At 36.7% G+C, this 24479-nt stretch carries 22 protein-coding genes; 10 read left to right on the forward strand and 12 right to left on the reverse strand.

Annotated elements, in window-relative coordinates; translation table 11 throughout:
- Window positions 1-137: 137 nt before the first annotated feature.
- Together GQR56_RS17675 and GQR56_RS17680 are read right to left on the reverse strand one after the other, a co-directional pair.
- A complete protein-coding gene (locus tag GQR56_RS17675) occupies window positions 138-827 on the reverse strand; it encodes a transporter substrate-binding domain-containing protein (protein ID WP_166113939.1) in 690 nt (229 codons plus the stop codon).
- A gap of 137 nt (window positions 828-964) precedes the next feature.
- Entirely contained in the window at window positions 965-2074 is a 1110-nt protein-coding gene (locus GQR56_RS17680; protein ID WP_166113942.1) for an arginase family protein, read from the reverse strand.
- A 454-nt stretch (window positions 2075-2528) separates the two neighbouring features.
- On the opposite strand from GQR56_RS17680, the gene udp reads away from it, so the two are divergent.
- A complete protein-coding gene (gene udp, locus GQR56_RS17685) occupies window positions 2529-3284 on the forward strand; it encodes a uridine phosphorylase (RefSeq protein WP_007582384.1) in 756 nt (251 codons plus the stop codon).
- Between the two features lie 186 nt (window positions 3285-3470).
- Here the strand turns inward: udp and cdd are convergent, their stop codons facing one another.
- Window positions 3471-4397 (reverse strand): cytidine deaminase, encoded by a 927-nt coding sequence (cdd, locus tag GQR56_RS17690; protein WP_166113945.1) that lies wholly within the window; start codon window positions 4395-4397, stop codon window positions 3471-3473.
- 134 nt (window positions 4398-4531) lie between these two features.
- Entirely contained in the window at window positions 4532-7177 is a 2646-nt protein-coding gene (ppc, locus tag GQR56_RS17695) for a phosphoenolpyruvate carboxylase (RefSeq protein WP_166113948.1), read from the reverse strand.
- Between the two features lie 120 nt (window positions 7178-7297).
- Between ppc and GQR56_RS17700 the strand changes: the two genes are divergently transcribed.
- From GQR56_RS17700 to GQR56_RS17740, 9 genes are all read left to right on the forward strand, one after another.
- On the forward strand, window positions 7298-7696 hold the full coding sequence (locus GQR56_RS17700; RefSeq protein WP_024611539.1) for a DUF393 domain-containing protein: 399 nt from the start codon (window positions 7298-7300) through the stop codon (window positions 7694-7696).
- The gene (locus GQR56_RS17705; RefSeq protein ID WP_024611540.1) at window positions 7693-8427 is read left to right on the forward strand and encodes an SDR family oxidoreductase; all 735 of its coding nucleotides are present in this window, start codon (window positions 7693-7695) and stop codon (window positions 8425-8427) included. Before GQR56_RS17700 ends, GQR56_RS17705 begins: the two co-directional genes overlap by 4 nt.
- Window positions 8428-8436: 9 nt before the next feature.
- Entirely contained in the window at window positions 8437-9045 is a 609-nt protein-coding gene (locus GQR56_RS17710) for a flavin reductase (protein ID WP_166113951.1), read from the forward strand.
- A 103-nt stretch (window positions 9046-9148) separates the two neighbouring features.
- On the forward strand, window positions 9149-10369 hold the full coding sequence (locus GQR56_RS17715) for a Xaa-Pro peptidase family protein (RefSeq protein ID WP_024611542.1): 1221 nt from the start codon (window positions 9149-9151) through the stop codon (window positions 10367-10369).
- A 285-nt stretch (window positions 10370-10654) separates the two neighbouring features.
- Window positions 10655-11314: a DsbA family oxidoreductase gene (locus tag GQR56_RS17720; RefSeq protein ID WP_024610360.1), complete on the forward strand. Its 660-nt coding sequence runs from the start codon at window positions 10655-10657 to the stop codon at window positions 11312-11314.
- A 686-nt stretch (window positions 11315-12000) separates the two neighbouring features.
- Window positions 12001-12651, forward strand: a complete 651-nt coding sequence (locus tag GQR56_RS17725; protein WP_166113954.1) for a hypothetical protein — start codon at window positions 12001-12003, stop codon at window positions 12649-12651.
- Window positions 12652-12993: 342 nt separating this feature from the next.
- Complete coding sequence (locus GQR56_RS17730; RefSeq protein ID WP_024610362.1) at window positions 12994-13638, forward strand: DUF1629 domain-containing protein; 645 nt, start codon at window positions 12994-12996, stop codon at window positions 13636-13638.
- A 35-nt stretch (window positions 13639-13673) separates the two neighbouring features.
- Window positions 13674-14318 carry a DUF1629 domain-containing protein gene (locus GQR56_RS17735; RefSeq protein ID WP_166113957.1) on the forward strand — a complete coding sequence of 215 codons (645 nt, stop codon included), beginning with the start codon at window positions 13674-13676 and terminating at the stop codon, window positions 14316-14318.
- Window positions 14319-14352: 34 nt separating this feature from the next.
- Window positions 14353-14997: a DUF1629 domain-containing protein gene (locus GQR56_RS17740; protein ID WP_166113960.1), complete on the forward strand. Its 645-nt coding sequence runs from the start codon at window positions 14353-14355 to the stop codon at window positions 14995-14997.
- Between the two features lie 1377 nt (window positions 14998-16374).
- On the opposite strand, the gene GQR56_RS17745 is transcribed toward GQR56_RS17740, so the two are convergent.
- The 8 genes from GQR56_RS17745 to GQR56_RS17780 form a co-directional block, all read right to left on the reverse strand.
- The gene (locus GQR56_RS17745; RefSeq protein WP_166113963.1) at window positions 16375-17472 is read right to left on the reverse strand and encodes a reverse transcriptase family protein; all 1098 of its coding nucleotides are present in this window, start codon (window positions 17470-17472) and stop codon (window positions 16375-16377) included.
- Between the two features lie 324 nt (window positions 17473-17796).
- Window positions 17797-19857: a retron Eco8 family effector endonuclease gene (locus GQR56_RS17750; protein ID WP_166113966.1), complete on the reverse strand. Its 2061-nt coding sequence runs from the start codon at window positions 19855-19857 to the stop codon at window positions 17797-17799.
- Window positions 19858-20057: 200 nt separating this feature from the next.
- Window positions 20058-20336 (reverse strand): peptidylprolyl isomerase, encoded by a 279-nt coding sequence (locus tag GQR56_RS17755; RefSeq protein ID WP_008171402.1) that lies wholly within the window; start codon window positions 20334-20336, stop codon window positions 20058-20060.
- A gap of 102 nt (window positions 20337-20438) precedes the next feature.
- Entirely contained in the window at window positions 20439-20861 is a 423-nt protein-coding gene (locus tag GQR56_RS17760) for a DCC1-like thiol-disulfide oxidoreductase family protein (protein WP_166113969.1), read from the reverse strand.
- A 24-nt stretch (window positions 20862-20885) separates the two neighbouring features.
- Window positions 20886-21431, reverse strand: a complete 546-nt coding sequence (locus tag GQR56_RS17765; RefSeq protein WP_166113972.1) for a response regulator — start codon at window positions 21429-21431, stop codon at window positions 20886-20888.
- Complete coding sequence (locus tag GQR56_RS17770; protein WP_197112291.1) at window positions 21428-22669, reverse strand: HAMP domain-containing histidine kinase; 1242 nt, start codon at window positions 22667-22669, stop codon at window positions 21428-21430. Before GQR56_RS17770 ends, GQR56_RS17765 begins: the two co-directional genes overlap by 4 nt.
- 61 nt (window positions 22670-22730) lie before the next feature.
- Window positions 22731-23135, reverse strand: coding sequence for a DUF4440 domain-containing protein (locus tag GQR56_RS17775; RefSeq protein ID WP_166113974.1), 405 nt, complete (start codon window positions 23133-23135; stop codon window positions 22731-22733).
- A gap of 274 nt (window positions 23136-23409) precedes the next feature.
- Window positions 23410-24261: an immunity 49 family protein gene (locus GQR56_RS17780; RefSeq protein WP_166113977.1), complete on the reverse strand. Its 852-nt coding sequence runs from the start codon at window positions 24259-24261 to the stop codon at window positions 23410-23412.
- Between the last annotated feature and the right edge of the window lie 218 nt (window positions 24262-24479).

Below are 24479 nucleotides of genomic sequence, written 5' to 3' on the forward strand. Positions count from 1 at the left end.
CCAAAAAAGTTAGTGCTTTTGAAACAAAAGCAGCTGATTATAATCGCTTTTTTAAACGCAGCAATTTAAATTTACAATATATATTTTAACCACTAAATTTCAATTAGTTAAGCTTGTAAAACTATAAATTTCACTCTTTAAATTTTACTAAAGGCGGCTTTTAATTGAGTTACTAAGGAAGGATCCATATTAATATTGCACGCAAAGTACAAAGGAGATTGTGCGGTGTTTAAGCTCAGTACGGGTTCAAGTAACTTTAACTTTGGTTCAGTTTTAGCTCTATGAGCAAATTGCTTTTTACTTAATACTATAAAATCTAAAATATCGTGCCTTGTACTCACTAATTTATCTATTTTATCTAAGTTGTCGATTAGTAATAAATGCTGGGACTCACTAAACCCTCGCTCAACTAAATAGTGATGGCTAAAGTTTTCTCTAAGTACGGCTGTTTTATAGCGTTTAGCATCGTTTAAAGTATTTAGTTTTATACTGCGAGATTTTAGGGCATAAATAGCAGAGTCAAAAGGTTCGAGTTCAGCTATCCAGGTAAACTTTTTTTCTCTGTTTGGCAGTCTAACCATAGAAAAAATACAGGTGTACTTGTCACGTAGTACAGCATTATAAGACACGGTCCAATTATGAACTAAAATAGTGTAATCAATACCTGAGCCATCAAGTGCTTTATTTACTTTGTCGATTGAGCTACCGACTAGTTGATTATCTTTATTTATATACTGTAAATCAGGGAAAACTTCAGTCACCAATGTTATTTCTGTTGCACTAACACTAATATTTAAGATGCATAAAAAAAATAATAAAACCTTCATTCAACGAAACCTTTAAATGCTTATACTAGGTATACGCTAAATATAGCTTAGAGCAGGTTAACTGCCAGTTCTTGCAATATAAATCTAGCCATATACGTAGATAGGACTAGATTACTTAATTAGCTAAATTAAGATTATTACTTGTTCATTGCATTAATCAAAAAGGCTGAAATTTTTGCCCCTTCTCTAAGTGTTGTTTCAGAGCTTGACTGACCAACTAAAGAGCTGTCGGTAAATGGCGCTATTTCCATCATATCCGCACCCGTAATCGGGAACTCATCTGCAATGGCTGATAAAATATCAAGCGCATGCTGTGGTGTTAAACCGTTATGCTCTGGCGTACCGGTGGCAGATGCAAACTCTGCATCAAGCGCATCAATATCAAAGCTTACGTATACTTCATCTACGTTATCAGCCTTTAATTGCGCAATAGCATCGGCAGCAACCGCTGCTGCGCCACGCTCAATAATATCAGCAGCCCAATGTTGCTTAACGCCAAAGGTACTTTCCCAGTGCGCTTTAGGCTTACCACTTGAGCGTATACCAAATTGAATTAAATGATGTGGTGCCGGTAAAAATTCTAAAATATGTGTACACCAAGAGCCAAAACATAAATCAATGCCCAAGCGCTCAACAAGTAAATCGGTATGGGCATCAAAGTGAATAATAGCGGTGCGTTTGCCCTGCTCACGTTTTGCTTTTAAGTACGCTTTAGTAAGTGGGTAACTTATTGAGTGATCGCCACCAATGCCAAATATCCCTTTATCTTTAAATGTTGCGTAAAAACTGTCGCATACATCCTCAGTGATTGATAACGGACTTACGTAATAGTCGTTATCTTCGCTCCCGTATAGGGCTTTTTGGCAATTAGAAATGGTTGCATCATTTAGGTATTTATCATGAAGTAAATGCGGAATTACACGTACATCACCTAAATCAAACGAATGGCACTGCGGTTGCTGATCAATTAATGCTGAGCGCACAAACAATGGCCCCCAATTTGCGCCGCGTAAAATACCACCGCCACAATCAGAGCTAATACCTAGCATTACCGCTTTATGTGGCGAATTTGGTAATTCATTTAAAGACTCTCGCCATAAGTTATCAACGTTTTCAGTTTGCCCATAAAGTTTATTACGCAGTGCGGCTTTGCGCTCTTTTGCAGTGTTTACTGTGTATACGCCATCACCTGGTGCGCACAAACAGTGCTCAACTTTGTTTTTAAATGCTTCAAATTGTGTGCTCATAATAAACCCTTTCGTTTTTTATTCTGTACGTAGCTAATTAATTTTGATTAGTTATGCAAAATTACTAAAAATGCCTAAACTTCAAATAAAATTTACTTTGCTAAATAAATCAGTGCCTAAAGTAAATAAACACTTTAGCTCTGAAGCAACCAAGTTCGATGTAAGTGGTTGAATTTAATTGAAATTAATAGCATTAGGCAATCAACTATTTAATTGTAGTTACGCGCTTGAGTGATACTTATTATGTCTACTTGAACAAGTCAACAGTGCGTTTGTGCTGGGTATATAAGTACTTGGTTGAATATTCATAGTTGATGAATAAATCAAATTGGCACATAACATTATTAAGTCTTAATTGGAGGAGTTAAGGTAAAACGGACAATCGTCCTGTACTTAGTAAACGTTTCTAGCAATGATGCTAGATTGACACAATTTATTATAATAAGGCTTAGCTATGGAAAAGGTATTTCACTTAGGACTATGTATTGACGATCTTAAAGGTGCAAAACTTGCGATTGTACCAGGTGACCCAGATCGTGCTGCACGCATTTCACAATTCCTAGACAATCCAACCTGCCTTGCTCAAACTCGTGAGTTTCATGTTTACTTAGGTCAACTAAACGGCCATTCTGTGGTTGTTTGTTCTACGGGTATTGGTGGTCCATCTACGTCGATTGCAGTAGAAGAATTAGCACAACTTGGCGTGCGTAAATTTTTACGTATTGGTACAACAGGTGCAATTCAGCCACATATCAACGAAGGCGAAATTTTAATTAGCCAAGCGTCTGTACGTTTAGACGGTGCTAGCCAACATTTTGCACCGCTTAGCTACCCTGCTGTGTCTGACTTTTATGCAACACAAGCTATGGTACAAGCATGTAAAAACTTAAATATCGATTTCCATATTGGTATTACTGCATCAAGCGACACATTCTACCCAGGGCAAGAGCGTTACGATACGCATTCTGGTTACGTTCCTAAATCACTACAAGGTAGCTGCGAAGAGTGGCAAAAACTGGGCGTGATGAACTACGAAATGGAATCAGCAACATTATTTACTATGTGTGCAGCCCTTGGTTTACAAGCTGCATGTGTAGCAGGCGTACTTGTTAACCGTACTCGCCAAGAAATACCAAATGTTGACCACGGTGAAATTGAACGTAAATCTGTAGCAGTCGTATTAGAAGCAGCTAAAGTATTACTTGATTAATATAGGTTATATTAATTAGTAGGCTATTATAACGATAAGAAAATGGCTCAGTAACAAGGCAAAAATTATGAAGTATAGTTGTCTTATATGAATAATTTTTAACGCAGTTAGTGAGTTATTTAATGCGATAAAATGGCACGTTTTAATAAAGCACAGCTCTGGCTGTGCTTTATTGTATGCGAGCCACTATTTAAGTGGTGCGCTAATTACTTTAAGTGCTGGTAAATGCGTAAAACTGGCAAGCACAGCTTTTGCTACTTGCGACTGATTTTCTCGACCTGCAGTTTCTAACAATGTTATTCCCTTCACCGTGCTTTCGTTAAAGCTAAGCCCAGCTAAAAAGAACTGACTTAGTGCACTTTGTAACGGCGATAAACTTGGGCTGTAAGCTGCATTTTCGGCGTAACTTCCGTAAAAATCACCATCACCAAATGTACTTATTTTTACGGCGCTAAAGTTTTGGCTGTAAGGCGCATAAGCATTAAGAGCAAAACGCGCAAGTGCTTCATCAACATCATCAACACTAAATTTAGCTTGCTGTGGTTTTGGGTTAAATAAGCTAAATTCGTTACCTAAATCGGTAGGACCAAATGAATGCGGCAGTAGCTCAGCGAGTTTAAATTGCTGACCAGGAAGTAAAATATCAAACTCTTTTGCATCGGCTAGTTCGTTCATAAACTGGCGGCAATACCCACACGGTGCATCGCTAATCGCTATTTTAACTATTTTTTTAGCGCCGTTTAACCATGCGTTATTTATTGCCGATTGCTCTGCATGAACGACTAAACTCAACGCTTGCTGGTTAAATTCTACATTTGCACCAAAGTAAAAGTTTACCTCGCCTTTTTCATCAAGCGCTTTAACAATTGCACCCACATGAAAATGCGATACCGGTGCAACAGCAAACTCAGAAGCTAAAGGCACTAAACCTTGTAATAATGCATCATCAGATACATTAAGCTGCGTGCATAACTGTTTAATATTATTAGAATTTAATATGCCACATTGTGATTTTAATTGACTACGTAATGACGCTGTTTGCGCTACGTTTAATGTGATGTGCGAATTTGTAAGTGCTGTATCTTGCTGTACAGTAAAAGTTGCTGAAGCCATAACATTTTTTCATTATTCAATGGCTAAGTAGTTTAAAAGGTTAAGCCGCTAATTGCTAGGTTATTAAACGCAAAAAAGGGAGCACATCGCGTGCTCCCTTTAATTTTAACTGGTATACCTAATAAAATAACATGTTAGCCGGTATTACGCATGCCTGCTGCAATACCTGTCATTGTGATCATTAATGCATTATCAATGTCACCTTCGTTGCGTTTTTCCTCTGAGCGAGCACGGCGTAAAAGCTCAACTTGTAATAAATTAAGTGGATCGGTGTACGGGTTACGTAAACTAATCGACTCTTTAATCCAAGGCTGTTCGGCTAAGAGGCTTTTTTGCGGGCTAAGTGATTGCACTAAGCTAATGGCTTCTTGAAGCTCTTTACGAAGTGTTACACCCAGTGGTTTGTACATATCTTCCACTAGCGCATTGTCGTAATGCTCACTCAACCAGCAATCGGCTTTACTAAATACCATTTCTAGCATTTCTAAGCGCGATCTAAAGAACGGCCATTGTAAGCTCATTTCGTTTAGGGTTTCTGCACCGTACTTATTAAGCGCAGCTTTTAAGCCTGTTAACGCACCTAACCATGCTGGAAGCATTAAACGGTTTTGGCTCCAAGCAAAAATCCATGGAATAGCACGTAAACTTTCAACGCCACCATTAGGATTACGTTTTGCAGGGCGAGAGCCAAGCGGCAACTTAGACAGTTCAAGCTCAGGTGTTGCCATTCTAAAGTAAGGTACAAAGTTTTCATCATGGCGAACTACATTACGGTAATGCTCACACGACTCCTCACTTATTAGCTTCATTACTTCGCGCCATTCTGGTTTTGGCTCCGGCGGCGGTAATAAGTTACTTTGCAGTACTGCGCCTGCATAAATATTTAAGCTTTGCAGTGCTACATCGGGTAAACCAAATTTAAAGCGAATCATCTCGCCTTGCTCGGTTACACGCAAACCACCTTTTAATGAGCCTGGTGGTTGTGAATGCAGCGCTTGTGCAGCGGGTGCACCGCCACGCCCTACTGTACCACCACGTCCGTGGAATAAAACAAGCTCAATACCGCGTGCATCAGCAAGCTGTACTAGTTTATCCATTGCTTCGTACTGCGCCCAACCTGCTGCCATCATGCCGGCATCTTTAGCTGAATCCGAGTAACCAATCATTACGTTTTGGGTATTTTTAATGTGCCCGCGATACCAAACATTATCAAGCAGCGTGGTAATTACATCACTCCCTGCGTTTAAATCGTCAAGCGTTTCAAACAACGGCGCTACGGGTAAATCAAAACTACAGCCGCTTTCTTTTAGCAATAGTTGTACTGCTAAGATGTCTGAAGCTGTTCGCGCCATCGAAATAATATACAAACCAAATGTTGCTTCGTCTTGCTTGGCAATTACATCAAAGGTATCAAGTACTTCTTGTACATCTGGGCTTGGTTGCCAATGTTTTGGAATAAGCGGTCTGCGCGAGTTAAGCTCTGCAAGTAAAAATGCTTGTTTGTCTTGCTCTTGCCATTGGTTGTAGTCGCCTAAACCTAAGTAACGAGTCAGTTCTGAAAACACATCGCCGTGGCGAGACGAATCCTGGCGCACATCAAGTTTAGCTAAACGCAAACCAAAGCTATTAATACGGTGCAGTAAATCAAGTAATAAGCCATCTGCAACTACTTTCATATTACACTTTAATAACGAGCGGTAGCACACCTCAACCGGATGTTTAAGCTGATTAATATTAGTAATTAAGTCCTGTGAATCGCTGCGCTTATTTTTAATTTTAGCGCCAAGATGAGCCACTGTTTCAGCAACCTGATTTTTAAGCTTTTTGATTACTGCTCTGTATGGTTCAAACTCTTGCCCTGCAAGCTCAATAAGCTCATCACTGGCATCTGACATAGATAATTCAGCGCACAACGTTTTTAAGTCTTGAATGTATAAATTAAGTGCCATCCAACGACCATGATCAAGCACCTCTGTTGTAACCTGCGATGTTACAAACGGATTACCATCACGGTCCCCACCCATCCAAGATGTAAACTCAATCGGGCTGTAATCTATTGGTAACTCTAAGCTTAACTGGTCTTTAACATTGGCTGAAAATTCACGTAAAAAACGCGGTACCGCATGCCACAGGCTGTTTTCAATTACTGCGTAACCCCATTTAGCTTCATCAACTGGCGTTGGGCGAGAGCGACGAATATCATCGGTATGCCAAGCCTGACTAATAAGCTGTTCAATACGATTTAAAATAGTATCCCGCTCTAACGGCAAGTTATCTTTTCGCTCTAATGAGGCTAAGCAATCACTTAGTTCAACGTGTTTATTAATAATAGTACGGCGCGTCACCTCGGTTGGGTGAGCGGTTAATACTAAATTTATGTGGAGTTTTGAGAGTGTTTCGGCCAAATGATTACTGTCTAACTGGCCTTGTTCTGCTTTTGAAGCTAACGTTTTTAATGTTTGAGTGAGAGGATTTTGTTGACCAAGGCCAACGTCATTAAAACGCGAAACGGTATGAAATTGCTCTGCTACATTAGCAAGGTTTAAAAAATGATTAAATGAACGGGCAACCGGTAAAAGCTCTTCATCACTAAGCGCATGTAATACTTCTATTAGCGCTTGTCTGTCGTCTTCGTTACCACTGCGAGATGATTTTGATAAAGCACGAATTTCTTCCACTTTATCTAAAATCGCTTGACCTTGGGCATCTTTAATTGTTTGTCCTAGTAGTTGCCCTAGTAAATTTACATTACCTCGCAAGGCGGCGTATTGTTCACTCATTTATCAATCTCCATTTTTTCGTAGGACACTATTAATATCATTATGAGAACAAATTTAATAGATCGATTTGCAAACCTTGTCCGTAAAAAAGCATATATAAAATAATCACAAAGCAATTATATGATCATTTTTTACGATGGCAATTGCCCACTATGCAGTACCGAAATGAACCAACTAAAACACGCTGATACCAAAAACTTAATTACGCTTGAAGATCTTAACGCTAGCGATTTTAGTGAGCGATATTCGTATATTGATAAAGACCAAGCGATGACTTACCTGCAAGCTCAAAAGCAATCAGGTGAAATGATTTACGGGCTAGATGTAACTTACGAAGCATGGAAAGTAGTAGGTAAACACGGCTGGTTGAAAATTTTTCGCTTGCCAATAATTAGCTTTTTCGCTGACTGCGGATACTTGCTATTTGCTAAATATAGACACTCTTTTAGCAAAATTTTAATGCCGAACACAACGTGTTCTAATGGGCAATGCAGTTTAAAAACTAAGGGTAGAAAATGAAAACCATTGTTTTATTTGGCGCTAGTAGCACTATTGCAAAAGCCTATGTTAAACATTTGAATAATCATGCAGCCAATTTTAAAATTATCTGTGTTAGCTCAAAAACAGATGAACCTGCAATAAATAACACACCTAACACTGAGCACTTTAACACCGACTACTCAGCAAATAGCTTGGCTCAGCTCACATCTAGTCTTAAGCAACAGCAAGCTGATTTACATCAAGTTATTATGTTTAACGGTAAATTGCATAATACTCAGCACATGCCCGAAAAGAAGTTAGAAGATTTAAACGCTGATTATTTTAACGAGTTACTAAATGCTAATACACTCACGCCATTATTGTGTTTACAGAGCGTATTGCCGCTATTAACCCACAAAACGCAGTGTACTATTACAGCATTAAGTGCGCGCGTAGGCAGCATAAACGACAACAAATTAGGTGGTTGGTATACTTACCGCGCATCTAAAGCGGCGCTTAACATGCTATTTAAAACGGCGGCTATAGAGCTTGCTCGTCGTGCTAAAAATACCAAACTCATTTTGTTTCATCCTGGCACTACCGATACAGCACTTTCAAAGCCCTTTCAAAAAAATGTACCTGAAGGTAAATTATTTACACCTGAATTTGTAGCTGGTCAACTTTTTGAATTAACAAACAATAACCCTGATTTAAAACTAAACGGTGAACCTGCTTACTTAGATTGGCAAGGCTCAACCATACCGTGGTAAGGATTTTTAATGCATTTTACTAAAGCGCGTATAGACGCACTTGAAAAACATACCCGTACACACTTAATCAACTCGCTTTCGGGTTTTAAAAGCGCTAATTTAATTGGCACGCAAGATTTACTCGGCAATACCAACTTATCGATTGTAAGCTCTGTTATTCATCTTGGGGCTAACCCACCGTTAGTTGCAATGATAATACGCCCTCATAGGGTGCCGCGTCATACGTTTGAAAATATTTTACAAACGGGCACCTACACTATTAACCAAGTTAATAAGTCGATTTACAAGCAAGCTCATCAAACCTCAGCTCGTTACGATAAAGAAGAGTCTGAGTTTGATGCTACAGGCTTAACACCTGAATACTTAAACGACTTTGCAGCGCCTTTTGTAAAAGAAAGCCGCTTAAAGTACTCGGTTAAATTTGTAGAAAACCAGCATTTAGCCATCAATGGGACTGAGCTCGTTATTGGCGAAATTATGGATGTTTTTGTTGATAAAGAAGCACTGCAAAGCGATGGTTTCCTAGATTTACAAGCAATAGAAACAGTCGCAGTAACCGGGCTTGATAGCTATCACACAAGTAACAAACTAACTCGCTTACCTTATGCTAAAAAGTGAATGTTATGTGTTTAAAGCTGCAAGTAATTGCATCCTTTTATCGCATAACATTGAATTTTACCTTGGTATTAATCACACTAGCTAAAAATCCAAGGAGAAAAACATGACCACTATAGGTATAGGTACACAATCAAGCGAACAAGCGTTGGCAAGCTTAAGTAATATGACGCTAACGCTGACCCCTATTGCTGCTGACGAACATTTAGAGCGCATAGCAAAGGCGCAAGCTTATATGTTAGCAAACAATATTGATGCAATTTATTTAAACGCTGGCACCAACCTAACCTACTTTACAGGTATGAAATGGTACGCGAGCGAGCGCATGGTTGGCGCAATATTACCCGCCCTTGGTGAAGTACAATACATTGCGCCTTATTTCGAAATTGGCTCTTTAAACGGGTTTAAAGTTATAGATGGTCCTATTCACGGGTGGCAAGAGCACGAAAACCCTTATGCACTTTTTGTTGAAGTACTAAAAAAACTAAACATTAATGAAAACGCAACTATTGGCATTGATGAAAGCGCGCAATTTTTTATATTCGACGGCATTAATAAAGCGCAAACGGGTTTAACACTCATCAATGCACAGCCTGTAACGGCGCATTGCCGCATGCATAAATCTGTTCACGAGCTTAGCTTAATGCAGCGCGCAATGGATATGACCTTAGCCGTACATCAAGCCACAGCAAGCATGCTTTACGAGGGAATAACGACCACCGAAGTAGAAGCCTTTATTAAACAAGCACACCAAAAGGTAGGCGCACCAGGTAACTATTTTTGTATTGTATTGTTTGGTGTTGCAACGTCTTTTCCGCACGGTGTTAAAGACGCCCAAGTACTTAAAAAAGGCGATATGGTATTAATAGATACCGGCTGTAAAGTACACGATTACCTATCAGACATAACCCGTACCTATGTATTTGGCGAACCAACCATACGCCAACGAATGTTTTGGGATCATGAAAAAGCAGCGCAAATGGCGGCATTTAACGTAGCTAAAATCGGTGCCACCTGCGAAGACGTAGATGCTGGCGCACGTAACTATTTAGCGGCGCAAGGGCTAGGACCGCAGTACCAAACGCCAGGTTGCCCGCATCGAACTGGTCACGGCATTGGGCTAGACATTCATGAATGGCCATACCTAGTTGGCGGTGATAAAACCCCACTTGCCACAGGCATGTGCTTTAGTAACGAGCCAATGTTAGTTATACCCGATGAATTTGGCGTGCGCCTAGAGGATCATTTTTACATGACCGACACCGGCCCTCATTGGTTTACAGAGCCAAGTTACAGTATTGACGACCCATTTGGGCTTAACGCTTAAACTGAATACCTTCAAAAGAGCAGCTGTATAGCTGCTCTTTTTAGTTTATACCAACGTGCTTAACTAAGTGATCTATTTTGAGGAAGGAAAACCTTGTCGATAGTAAGGCAAAAATTTCGTTATTTAGTTGTTCCAAATGAGAGATTTTTAACGCAGCTAGCATCTGGTTTGGCCACTCAAAATGATAAAGTGTTACTGCACGTTGGTATTTAGGATTGATAAAGCTAAATTAATCCCAATATCCTTTTTTATACTTAGTTATAAGCAATCCTCAAAAGGATAAATATGAAAAACTTTAAAATTGATATCGTTTCAGATGTAATGTGCCCTTGGTGTGTAGTGGGTTATAAAAACCTAGAAACTGCACTAGACCAACTTAAAGACGAGATGAGCGCAGATATTACGTGGCATCCTTTTGAACTAAACCCAGATATGCCAATTGAAGGTCAAGACTTAAACGAACACTTAATGCAAAAGTACAACCTAAGTGAAGAACAAGGCGACGAAAATCGTAAAAACATGTTCGAAGCAGGTCAACGTGCAGGGTTTACCTTTAATTTTGATGGCAAACGTATCATGATCAACAGCTTTGATTTGCATCGTTTATTAATGTGGGCACGTGAAGAAGGTAAGCAAACGCAGCTTAAACTTGCTTTTTTTGAAGCGCACTTCACTGATTTAAAATACTTAAATCAAGAAGAAGCACTACTCGACGTTGTTGAAAAAGTGGGTCTTGATAAAGAAACTGCGCGCGGTATCCTGCATTCAGACAAATACGTACAAGACGTACGCCAAGAGCAAGACAACTTTAAACAAATGGGTATTACGTCAGTACCTACGTTTATCATAAACGATAAATATGCGCTCACTGGCGGACAACCAAGCGACTCATTCATTCAAGCACTTAAACAAATTAGTGAAGAAGAAGCCAAGCAAGAGGCTTAACGAGTAAAATTGTTATTCAACACTTAAAAAAGGCTGCAATGTGCAGCCTTTTTTACTACGTATAAGTAAGCGAACAAGAATTATCTTACTATAAACTTATTAGATATTTTATCGTCAACATACAGCACTAAATGCGTGTGGTTATTCGTAACATCACAAGCGATTTATCTCTAACACAGCCTCTAGAATTCTCGTAAGATGCGCTTAACCGTATAAAATTAGGATAGATATCGGCGTTATTTCGGCTAATAGGCAGAACGCTCAGGCAACGCTATTCTCGCCTACGTAATATTTAAGTTAAACACGTAGGTTGGGTAGAGCGTAGCGAAACCCAACGAATATTCAATATTAGACAACTAGCTTAGCAGAGAAGGTAACCACCACCCTTCAAATATATTTGAAAACATAGGTCGGATAAGCAGAACCCCATCCGACACAGTAACTTATTTGAGTTTCGACGAACATAAACAAGTAATTTATATAGTAAAATAAAGCAAGACAGATACCTTAATTGAACAAGCAAAGCTATCCCAATTAAGATGGGTGTCACGTTAATTTATCCCAATTAGATGGGTGTCACGTTAATTTGTTGAATGGAAAACTGCCCTGATGGTTTTGTCATACCAACATATTAAATCCATATTGCAATATTTTATCAATAACAACACACAAACCAAGGCAGCTAAATGAGTAAATACGATCAAGAATATTATCTACCCTTTGCGGCAATGGATGATAGTAAATTATTTGTTGGCATGGATAAAAAAACGGTAATGCGACGTGGACATAGAAAGCTTAACCTTTCTGAAGGTCCTATGTTTTACATGAATTCTTACAAAGTAGAAGATAAAAAAGAAGGCGTTAAATTACCTATTCCAGACATTATGATAGTAGCGGGTCAAATGGTGATACCTAATGAAATGATGAAATTTCTACGTGTATTTGATCTTCCTGGTATCCAGGTTTTTCCTGCAGTCTATATTGATGACGATGATAAATGGCATGAAAATTTATCGGTGATTCATTGTTATAAAAGAGTAGACTGTTTGGACTTTGAAAAGAGTCGAATAAAAAACAACCCTAAAACATGGGAAGAAGGCGATGATCATAAAGTTAAGCAGCCATCTCTTTGTGAAGCGGCTTTAAATGCAATACCAGAAGAAAATCGGTTAATACTAAAAATAAATAAAGTAAGTTTACCTCATCTCTACTGTCATCAACGTGTTGTTGATTTCATCCGGAAAATGAAATACACAGGCGTTCAGTTTATTAAAGTCGCTGACTTTGAAGAAGGCATGCAGAACCATGAAGGCTTTGATGGCGTTACAACTTATTAAATTTAAAGTCGATATAAAATGGTGTGACTAGGGCGTGTTGACCTTTAGTGGTTGAATTTGCAGCAGTATGTTTGGTTTTTAGGCAAGGCAGAGCCTATGAAGTGTGGTTGTTCCCCATACATAGGCGATAACGCAGCATAAAGACCAAACATGCGCTGCCCTTTGGGTTCTTCCTAGGGACGATTGACTCTTTGTTGCTCGGTTTTTACTTAGCCCACTAGGTTACAAACCTCGCGCCGCGATTAAATCGTCCCTAGATTGAACAAATTTCAATCCACAAAGATCAACACGCCCTCGTTTTCCGTGATGTAAATAGTAATGATATAAATAGAAGGAAAAAGCATGAGTGAACTACAACAAGAATATTACATCCCTTTCAGGGCTAATACTAAAGATAAGTTATTTATTGGAAGGGATGAGAAATCAAAACGGCGCTATTATTTCCATACAAAGTTTAACCTTGCTGATGGGCCAATGGTTTATCTTAATAAATACAAAGAAGAAAACTTAAAACTAGGAAGTAAAACGCCGCTGCCTGATATCTTTCATGACTTTGGAGCAATGATCATACCTAAAGAGTTTATGGTATTTCTTCGAAACTTTGATATTTACGGACTACAACTTTTTCCGACTGTTTATATTGACGATGACGACCAATGGCATGAGAATTTATGGCTGGTTAATTTTTTTGAAGGTATAAATTGTATTGATAAAGAAAAAAGTAAAATTAACTATAACCCAAAACTGTGGGAGGAAGGTGATCCATTAGTTGTTAAAAAAACTGTTTTTGATGATTCGATTTTACGTGCTATCCCTGAAGATCAACGACTCATTTTTACGATGGACAATGTTGATATGGTATATTTATATTGCCACCAGCGAGTGGTGGATTATATTCGTGAGCAGAACTATACCGGTATCATTTTTGTAAAAGCATCTGATTACAAAAGAGGAATGGAAAATCAGCCTGGTTGGACTGGCGAATAAAAATCAATACAAAATTATTTATTAAAGGCAAGTCTATGAGTCAACTTCAGCAAGAATATTACATCCCCTTCAGGGCTAATACTAAAGATAAGTTATTTATTGGAAGGGATGAAAAGTCAAAACGGCGCTACTATCATTACAGAAAATTTAATCTTGCTGATGGCCCCATGGTTTATCTTAACAATTACAAAGAAGAAAACTTAAAACTGGGGATTAAAACAGTGCTGCCCGATATCTTTCTTGATTTTGGCGCTATGATCATCCCTAAGGCGTTTATGGTATTTCTTCGTCAATTTGATATATACGGTTTACAACTTTTTCCGACTATTTATATTGATGACGATGAAAAATGGCATGAAAATTTATGGCTGGTTAATTTTTTTGAAGGTATCGATTGTATCGATAAACAAAAAAGTGAAATCGATTATGATCCACGAGGCTGGGATGAAGGTGATCCATTAATTGTTGATAAAACTGTTTTTGACGATTCGGTTTTACGTGCCATACCTGAAGATCAACGACTCATCTTTAAGATGGCCAATGTTGACAGGCCACATTTATATTGCCATCAACGAGTGGTGGATTATGTTCGTCAACAAAAGTATACCGGTATTATTTTTGTAAAAGCGTCAGATTACATAGATGGAATGGAAAATCAGCCTGGTTGGACTGGCGAATAAAAATTAATACAAAATTATTTATAAAGGCTAGACTATGAGCGAATTACAACAAGAATATTACATCCCTTTCAGGGCTAATACTAAAGATAAGTTATTTATTAATACTGATGAAAAATCAAGTCGTCGTTATTATCATTACAGAAAATTTAACCTTGCTGATGGTCCCATGGTTTATCTTAACAATTACAAAGAAGAAAACTTAAAACTGGGGATTAAAACAGTGCTGCCTGATATCTTTCTTGATTTTGGCGCTATGATCATCCCTAAGGCGTTTATAGTATTTCTTCGTCAATTTGATATTTACGGACTACAACTTTTTCCGACTATTTATATTGATGACGATGAAAAATGGCATGAAAATTTATGGCTGGTTAATTTTTTTGAAGGTATCGATTGTATCGATAAACAAAAAAGTGAAATAGATTATGATCCAGATCTGTGGGATGAAGGTGACCGATTAATTGTTGATAACACTATTTTTGATGATTCAGTTTTACGCGCTATCCCTGAAGAACAACGACTTATTTTTAAAATGGCCAATGTTAATATGCCACATTTATATTGCCATCAACGAGTGGTGGATTATGTTCGTCAACAAAAGTATACCGGTATTATTTTTGTAAAAGCGTCAGATTACATAGATGGAATGGAAAATCAGCCTGATTGGACTGGCGAATAATAAACGTTACAAAATTTTTTTAACTATAACCAGAGTTATGCATCGCTCGTTAAATAAGCCACCACCACTGTTAAACCTTAATTACACGTATTGGAATAACTGCATGATGCAGTTTTAATTTTTTACTGATTACTTTTAACTTTATGCGAGCAGCTTTTTCAGTTACTGATAATTGCTCGCCGTTCTCGGTCTGAACTTTCACAGTAACTTTTTTAATTTAGATTAAGTGCCTTCGCAATTAAAACTTAGGGGGTATGTCTTCGTAATTACATTTTAAATCGATATATAGTTGAATTTTTTAGTATAATTTCGGGTCTGACTAAAAGTAAATGTTGAGCTTTGGGGAATAAGTAAAAGAATGGATATAAAAAGATTACTAATATTTTTTATGATTGTTTGCGTGAATGGATGTTTAAATTTTGCTGTTTTTTTTATTGTATATAAAAAGCTAGTATTTCCTTTTATAAACGAAGCACAAAGAGTTGAAAATGCGCCATCTATATTCATATTTGTACTACCAAGCTTTATGCTTATCTCTGTTGTTTCATTTTTAACATACAAAGCGATTGCTAAAAGGCAAAGCTAGTAAGTTAATATAAATCATTTAAAACAGTGGACTACCTCGCTTCGCAAGTATTTAAACCCACACACTAAATGAGTTATTAGTGCTGTTAAACCTTAATTACACGCATTGGAATGACTGTATGATGCAGTTTTAATTTTTTACTGATTACTTTTACCTTTATGCGAGCAGATTTTTGCAGTTACTGATAATTGCTCGCCGTTCTCGGTCTGAATTTTCATAGTAACTTTCTTGAATTTAGATTGGGCGCCTTCGTAATTTCATTGATTTAGTTACGTAACTAAATAACTGTTTGTAAACTTGTTCAGGCTCTTTCCAACGCTTACTAATAGCTAATACAAAGCCTTTACTCTCTTTACCTATATCATTACATACATAAACGACAATTTATTGCCCTTGAGTTATAAGAGCTATTTCATCACCTTAAAGGTACTGAATAGTCATTAGCTTACTGATTTATCCCACACTGATTCAAATTCTGATTGGCTCGAAATTTCTAATAAAGAAGGAATAGGAATAACGCCTAATTGCGTGCCATTACTTTGAGTTTTTTAGAGGCAAAGCCATGTTTGTCGCCATGAAAGACTTCAATTTTTCGTGTTTCATCAAATTAAGATGACTAAAGAAATTAAGATGACAGCCATCCTAATTCTTAGTTCGTTAAAGTGTAAAGTTTAGGATTATAAATCAAGCAATACAGGCACCTTAATTGAACAAATAAAGCTATCCCAATTAAGATGTCTGTCACGTTAATTTTATAGGGGGCACTATGTTATTGCACTCACCTTAAAATATTACTTTATATATTTATTAATTTTATTAATTAGTTCAATTACAGATTCGAGGCAATCGACATCTACATGACCTACCCTTTTATCATACTGTATAAGTGAAATTAGATAAGAGCGATAACCCTTCAGTTTATTTTGTAACTGGTCTTCTACATATTTATTAAAAAACATTAAATTATTAAAGTGTTTTCCTCTAAATTTATCAAAATTCATGCCAAATAAATCTTCCATAATTGTGACCGATGGGATGTTTTTTCCAATCGCTGCAATCAATTTCTTAATTATTTTCAGCTTTTTATTTGAAAGTCGTATAGTACCTACCGGATCATCTTTACGAACACTGAAAAAAGTCATTTCTTTAGGTTTGGTATTTTGTATTACATAACCATTCAAAGATATAGTATTTTCGCAAGCTTTTCGTTTCTTATTATTTAGTTTCAACCCTAAGGTTGAAACTAAAATAGAAATTTCTTTTTCAAACTGTTCGCTATGAACAAATTTGCTATTCAGTGTTGAAAACAATAAATCGTCAGCATATCTGGTATATTTTATTTTCTTATTTTCACAATATTTCTGTATTAATATATCTATTTTTCTAAATAGAATATTAGAGATTACTGGTGAAGATGAAAAACCAATTGGAAGTAAATCCTTATTTATTAATTCCTTATTGCTAGAATTTTTAGATACTCTATGGGTTAAAGCCATAAAGGCTATTTCATAAGGAGAATATTTAAACGTACCTTTATCCTTAGTAAAGTTATCTTCTAACAATTTTTTAACTTCACTAATTGGTATAGAATGAAAGAACTGTTTTATATCTAAGCGAAGATAATAATAGCTATAAACATGAGGACTTAGAAAGTCATAATAAGACTTACCACTAACAAAGCCACATGCAGATGTATTAATTGGGATTTTAGAGAAAACAATTTTTGTAATTCTTTCATTTATAGATTTGTGGGCTGTATCGCTTCGGATTGTAAAGAAAGTATTATTAGCTACATTTTGTTCGACAACAGAAGGAGAAAAGTCATCTAAGATTGCACTATTACCTTTTAAAATAGCGCTTTGGAAAAACTCATTACTAATTTTTTTCATGTTTGCTTCAATCCGATACAAAAGAACATTATTACACCGTAGGTGTGAACTATTCAGACACTAATTCAACATGCATAGGATAGTGACTATTGGAGCTGTGCTTTCTTTCAAAAGCTGGAGGAACAAGCCCTCTGATATGTGCACTAGACTCATACCTCTCCTCTACTATCGGATTGAAGCTTTCGAATAATATCATACAATTCAGGAAAGTAGGATTTAAAAATAACACCAAATGTCTTTTTTTTCTCTATGCTTTCTTCATTAATATGATCAACTGCAGCGTTCAAAAACTTGGTTGTCCATCCATCAGTTTTCTCTAGTCTGCTATTTCTTACAGTGTTTTTTTTCAAGAATATGCATAGCCATTTTTGCAGACTTACTTGTTTTTAATAATTTATTATCTAGTTTGCTTTTGCTATTGATTATTTTTATATAATTTTCTAAATTAAAAGGTTTTAACTCAGATACCATCTTAGTCTTGTCACTAAATAATTTTTCTATATCACTATTTAGTTCATTTAATTTTATTTTATTTTCAATTATTTTATTATATTCACTTAAATTAAATGACTTAATATCTGTTAGTATTTTAGTTTTACCATTGAATAAAACCCTCACATAATCAATCAACATACTTTCAGTTAAAACCGGACTAGATATTACTTTGTTTAATATTAACTCCATATCAATACTATACTCTGAGCTAATCCATTTATAGAATATTGGAGCAGAACTTTCTTGTATTAAGCAACCTTCAAAAGTTGTTCTGTTGATGTAGCAGTTTTTTAATAATAGATATTCTTGTAGCGAACTAAAAATTTCGTTAAATTCAGCTTCGTTCTTGAATTTCTGTCTACTCAGGTCTACATCTAACTCTTTTCCTATACTGCTAATTAGTAGTGCAATATGACTTTTAATAACTCTATGCTTTTTATTAAATCCAAGCTTATATTTATTATAATCATTTTCAAGATCTTCTTTTCTAAGACTGAAATAATTACCATTTTTTTTCAATTTTAGAGTGAATTTCCTTGGATTACCTTCTAGAGTCCATGCTTTATCAGCATCAAATAAAAACATGTAGGGGATTGTAGAGTTAGAGTATGATGGGTTAATTCTCTCTCCTATAACATTGCTACTACTTTTATATATATCTATGTTTCTTAAATGAGGAAAGTGATCAGATAATTTCAGATTACCGAAAATTTCAAGCTCAGTTTCCCCTTCTACAAATAGGATAAAGCTACTGAAGAATAATCGAGCTTCATTATCACTAAATACGTTTATAAAGCTTTCACTATCATATGTTGAATTTAACTTATGAATACTTGTAGATGAGATGTTATCTTTTTGAAAGCAAAGAACCAATTGTTTATCTCTAAATTTTTTGATTATCTCTTTAACTATATTTGGGGAATGGGTTGTTATAAAAAGCTTCGGTCTTGTAACTTTATCAACTTTACCTTCCCTGTAACCATAGTAACTATAAATATTATTAATTAAAACTTCGTTCATTTTGGGATGCAACCCAATCTCAGGTTCATCAATAAATACAAATGGTGTTATATATTCTTTTCTTGATACCGTTATTAATACTTTTAAAAATATTTTAATAAAATGGAATGAATTCGTTCCATCAGACTGCGAATTTAACTCTTTTTCATTAATTTCAAACTTATAACCATTTAAGCCAGCTTTTATATAGCTAAGTACTTTTTCTTTCTGGGTGCTTTTCTTTGTTGAAAGTGTTGCATTTAAATCTTCAATATAATTGCTGTATGAATTTTCACCTTTAGCATTTATTACTTCATCAAAAAAATTTATTACTAAATCATTATCAATCTTAGAAAGATTAAATGACTTTAACCTTGCGATCAAATCCCATAAGCTATCCCACTCATGAAGATCCATATGGCGTGGTTCAATATGGAAAAATGGATACAAATACAAGATTAAATTTCTTGTTTGCCTGTCTTCGGTTGACCACTTTACTGAACCATCATTATAAACTTTTAGTGATAATGTAAATGTAGTGCGATCATCATCATATTTATGAAAGAGAAAAAGTCCTCTTTTATGTAAAGGAATCAATTTTCTTATAATGAATGAAAAATAACTATTTTTCGGGTTTCTTCTACTGATTCGAAATATTCGAGTAGTATCAAAGGTTATGGAAATACATCCTTTATAAGAATAATTAGAATAAAGTTTTGGTGGGAGCTGTTCTTTTTCTTCAAGTTTATTATAAAAAAACTGAATAACTTTTAATAAATTAGATTTACCGACATTATTTCGCCCTACAATACAGTTAATATCTTTCATATCTTTAATTTCAAGACTCTCAAACGAGAGTAGATTATCAATTTTTATAGAGTGAATTGTCATAGCAAATTATTCATTATAATAAGTAAGCAACTTGAAGTAGACAGCCAAATTAATTGAACTAACAAAGCTGTGCTACTAAATTTACTTTTTTGGGCTAAAAGTTTATCTTTTGTTATCTCATGTTTCGCTAAGAGAGCTAGGATGGGTGATGAAATGGAAGATCCCCAATACGGCATCAATTCGCCAAACCACTCAAATAACTAAGTTCTATAAAGTACTTTAATTACATGCCAGCCAAATTTTGTTTTAACTAGGTGTGGCTCTAAAATTGCCCCTTTAAATGCAATTTTGTCAAACTGTGGGACCATTTGCCCGCGTCCAAATTCGCCTAAGTCGCCGCCTTTTTTTCCCGATGGGCATGACGAATACTTTTTAGCTAAGGTTTGAAACTTTGCACCTTTACCTAATTGCTTAATAATGTCTTCTGCAATTTCTTTGTGCTTAACCAAAATGTGAAGTGCATGTGCTGTGTTTGCCATGAAAAAAACCTTTTATACCGTTAGCTAAAATTAAACGCGGCGATTTTAACACAACCCCATAAACCTAGCATCTACTTATACTGCAGTGTATTAACCACTAATTTATAAGTAATGTTTGGCATCATCTGGATTGGGAATTCTACAATACTGATATTTACCAAATAACGAATACCTATTTAAAGCAACCCTATCGTATAACCAATTATTAAGTCTATTTGGCAAAACACTCAATACGTTTGCTAGTTTATATGGGTAACCTAGCTGCTTAACAACATTAAAAAAAGCATGACTTTGTGTATACGCTTTGCCGTTTTCTAGGTAAACCATTGAGGCATATTCATTCGTCGAAAAACCAAAGTGTGTTAGCAACAGCTCCCCTTTTGGGGATTGCACACTGCATAATTTAAAAAGAGTCTGTGTATCGTGAGTAATAATAAAATTACACCACGCGCTGCAAAGCTTACATTGGGCGTCGAATAATATAACTTTTTGATTAAGCATTAATTTAGCTGCATCATCACTCATAACACCTTCCTTAAATTAAGTACTTTACTGCTGCACCGGTTTTTTTTGTAACTTGCGCTGCAAAGTACGTCTATGCATATTAAGTTGCCGCGCTGTAACCGACACATTACCATTATTACTGTGTAACACTTGTTGAATATGCTCCCACTCTAAGCGCTCTGGCGACATAACCGCATCATCAATAGCACTCGATACCGATACCGATACCGATACCGATGCCACAGGCTCGGCGTTAAGCGCTTTTAATAATGTAGCCATATCAACCGGTTTAGTAAGGTAGTCGTTTGCACCTAAACGCATTGCCTCTACTGCGGTTGCAATACTGGCAAACCCAGTTAGTAAAACAATATGTGCTTGTGCAAGTAAACTACGCAATGGGTTTATGAGTGCCAGCCCATTATCGTCACCGAGTTTCATGTCTAGTAATATAAAGTTAGGTAGCAGTTTACGTGCAGCAAGTAAGGCATCACTTTGGTTATGCGCCACTTCGCAAGTAAAGCCCTGCTTAGTTAAGCGCCTTGCAAGTGTATTAGCTAAATTAATGTCGTCTTCAATAATAAGTAACTTCATGAGGCGTTATTCTCAGTGTTTGCAATCGCGAGCTTAACTTTGGCGACAGCGCCGCCATCGGTATGGTTAAACAAGGTAAGTGAGCCATTTAAACGCTCAAAAGTAACGTTTGATAAAAGCACAGCAAGCCCCATTCCTTGATCGCTTGGCATAAGTTGCCCACCCAGCTCTGCTAATTGCGATGATGAAAAACCAGAGCCAAAATCACGAATCAATAAGTAAACGCATTCGCTATGTAAGTTGTCTTGTTGCCAACTCAGTTCTAACTGGGTTTGGCTTTGCTTTTGATTGGCGAGCGCTGCGTTTTGCAATAAATTTAAAATAGCGGGTAATAACATAGCATCGCTCATCAACGTTGCTGCAATAGGTGGCGTAATCCACTTAATGTGCTGATCAGGGTATTGCAGTAAAAGTGCGTCTGTAATTTGTGTTTGCAGTTGCTTTACCGTCACATGTTCTTGTGAATTTTTAAGGCGTAACTGCTCCGAGAGTTTTCTAAAGTCGTTAAGTTGTGTACTGCACTGAGTAAGCGGTGCTTGCATGTGTTTAACAATGGGATTATTTGGTTGATCTTCTAATAACTCTTCAAACAATAGCTGTAAATTTGCTATAGGGGTCGCTAATTGATGGGTTATTTGTGCAGCAGCGCCATCAAGGGTAACAAGCTGCTCATTACGTAATTGTTTTTCACGCACGTTTGCAATAATTCGCTCTCGCTCTTTAAGTGCCCTGCTCATAGCGCCAATAACAAGTGCAATTACACTAGCACTTAAAACAAAATTGACCCACATGCCAATAAAGTGACCACTCATATTCATTTGATACATACTGTGATCGGGCATCTTTATCAGTAAAAAGCTATATGCAGCAATGGCTAAAACCGCGATGTATGCCAATCCTTTTTCACGCAAAGTAACAGCGGCTATCATAATAGGCAGCAATAACAGTGATACAAATGCATTAGTTGCACCACCGCTTAGCGAGAGTAAAACCGTTAAAAATAATACATCAGCGGTTAATTGCATCAACATACCTAAAGGTTTAGCGCGGCTCACATTACGATAAGCAAATAGACTAATAAGCTGAAAAACAGCCTCTAACGCAATAACAATCAGTAAAGGCAGTAACGCAATTTGATATTCTAGTAAAAAATATACGCTAAGCACAGCGATTAATTGCACGGCAATTGCGCCACTTCGCAGCATTAATAGTCGACTAATAGTGGGGTCGGTTCGCATTAACAAGAGGTAATTGCCCAATAAAATGTTTAATAAGGTTATTTTAACGGTTATGTGATTTTTAATCATCATCCATCGAAATTGTAAACGGTGCACAAGGCGTTCCTTGATGAAACACCATTTGCCATTGCTCACCTTGCTTACGCCAAAGCGACATTCGCAATGAGTAATTAAACTCCGCCCGAGCAGAGCGCCTATAAGCAGCTTGATAACTTAGTTGCACTACATCATCGCTCAGCATTCGCCCCTTAAAATGCTGATTATAAAACTGTGGGACAACTTCGGTAGGTAAACGGGTAAGTACTTGGTATTTATTAAACGTAGTGCCATTGGCAGCAATTTCGATAAATTCATCATCGAGTAGCGCATCTAATGCGCGCTCAGATTGACGAACTTCTGGATCGAGTAACTGGCGCTCAGCGTCAATCAAATGATTAAATAACGACACTTTTATTTTGCTGCTCATAACCTTCCCTATAGTATACAGACTTGAGTGTACAGACTTGCCCCGCTTTTATATCAAACTATACGTTTTTAAACGCGTCGATATTTTAAGCAATAAGTCATTTACATTGATAATATCTACTTGTTTACAAACACTCAAGTCGCTAATTTACCCACTTTACTTAAGCGCTTTCTTTAGCCGTTTAGCTTTATTTAAGGTGACTATTTAATACTCAGCTTGATTTGTCCCACATTATTGAATGCTAAGCACGATATACAAAATGTCATTTATCGTTTTACAGATAATCTCCATCAATATAAAACTGCGGAATAAAGTCTGATTGCACGTTTAATTCGTTACCTAAGTCTTTTGCCATGCATGCTAAACCGAGCAAATTAATTGGCATGTAAAAAGTAGGTTGTTCATATCCCTCTAAATCACGGTGGCGCTCACAATACTTCCAGCTATCAGTTAATGCATTTGCTAATGCCGTACTTGGGGTGACTTCTCCATCCATCATAAAGGCGAGAACAAAATTTGTTTTTCCACTGGTGCAATAGTTAACCCACGGGTCTGTGGTATCTAATTTAACCTCTTCTAACGCCTTGCCTAGTAAAGCTAAACCCTCATCATTTGATACTCGGCGGTGTATACCTTGGATTAATTCAACAAGTACATACTCGGCTTCACTGTTTGTGGTAGAGCTCTGACGCATTACAGACACTGGAAACTTCACTAAACTATCCATCGCTGCTTGGTCACGGACAATTGCCGCACAAAAAAAGGCTTCTTGCCAACTAACGGCATCCAAAAACCCACCTTCCCATAACAAACCTTTACCGTTGTAACTGGCATCTAATAGTTCGTCAATCACGACTCGATGATCTTTTTCAGGCTCTCGCCCTAGCCTAAAAATAGCCTCACCTGCTTTTGCAGCGAGCTTTAATGCTTTTATAGATTTTTGCTTGTTTTCATCGGTTAAGTCAAACGACCACCATTGGCAGATTTTGATTGCATTGCCAAAAAAACTTATTAAATTATCTCTATTATTAGGTAAAGCTTTAGTCGAGTAATTATAATCATCTTCAAAACGTTCAATATTATCTTCAAGTTCTACAGACTCGTAATCACGTATTATGGTTATCATGTTTATTCCTTTAAATTGTGTCGGTTTATGGGGCGGTTTGGGTGAAATTACAGGTAGTCGCCATCAATATAAAACTGCGGAATAAAATCTGATCGCACGTTGAGTTCGTTACCGTAATCTTTCGCCATACACGCTAAGCCTAATAATGGTATGGGCATATAAAAACGAGGTTGTTGATATCCTTTGTCACAATGACGTTCATGATAGTTCCAGTATTC

Source organism: Pseudoalteromonas sp. Z9A5, from assembly GCF_011378875.1.
Lineage (GTDB): Bacteria > Pseudomonadota > Gammaproteobacteria > Enterobacterales > Alteromonadaceae > Pseudoalteromonas.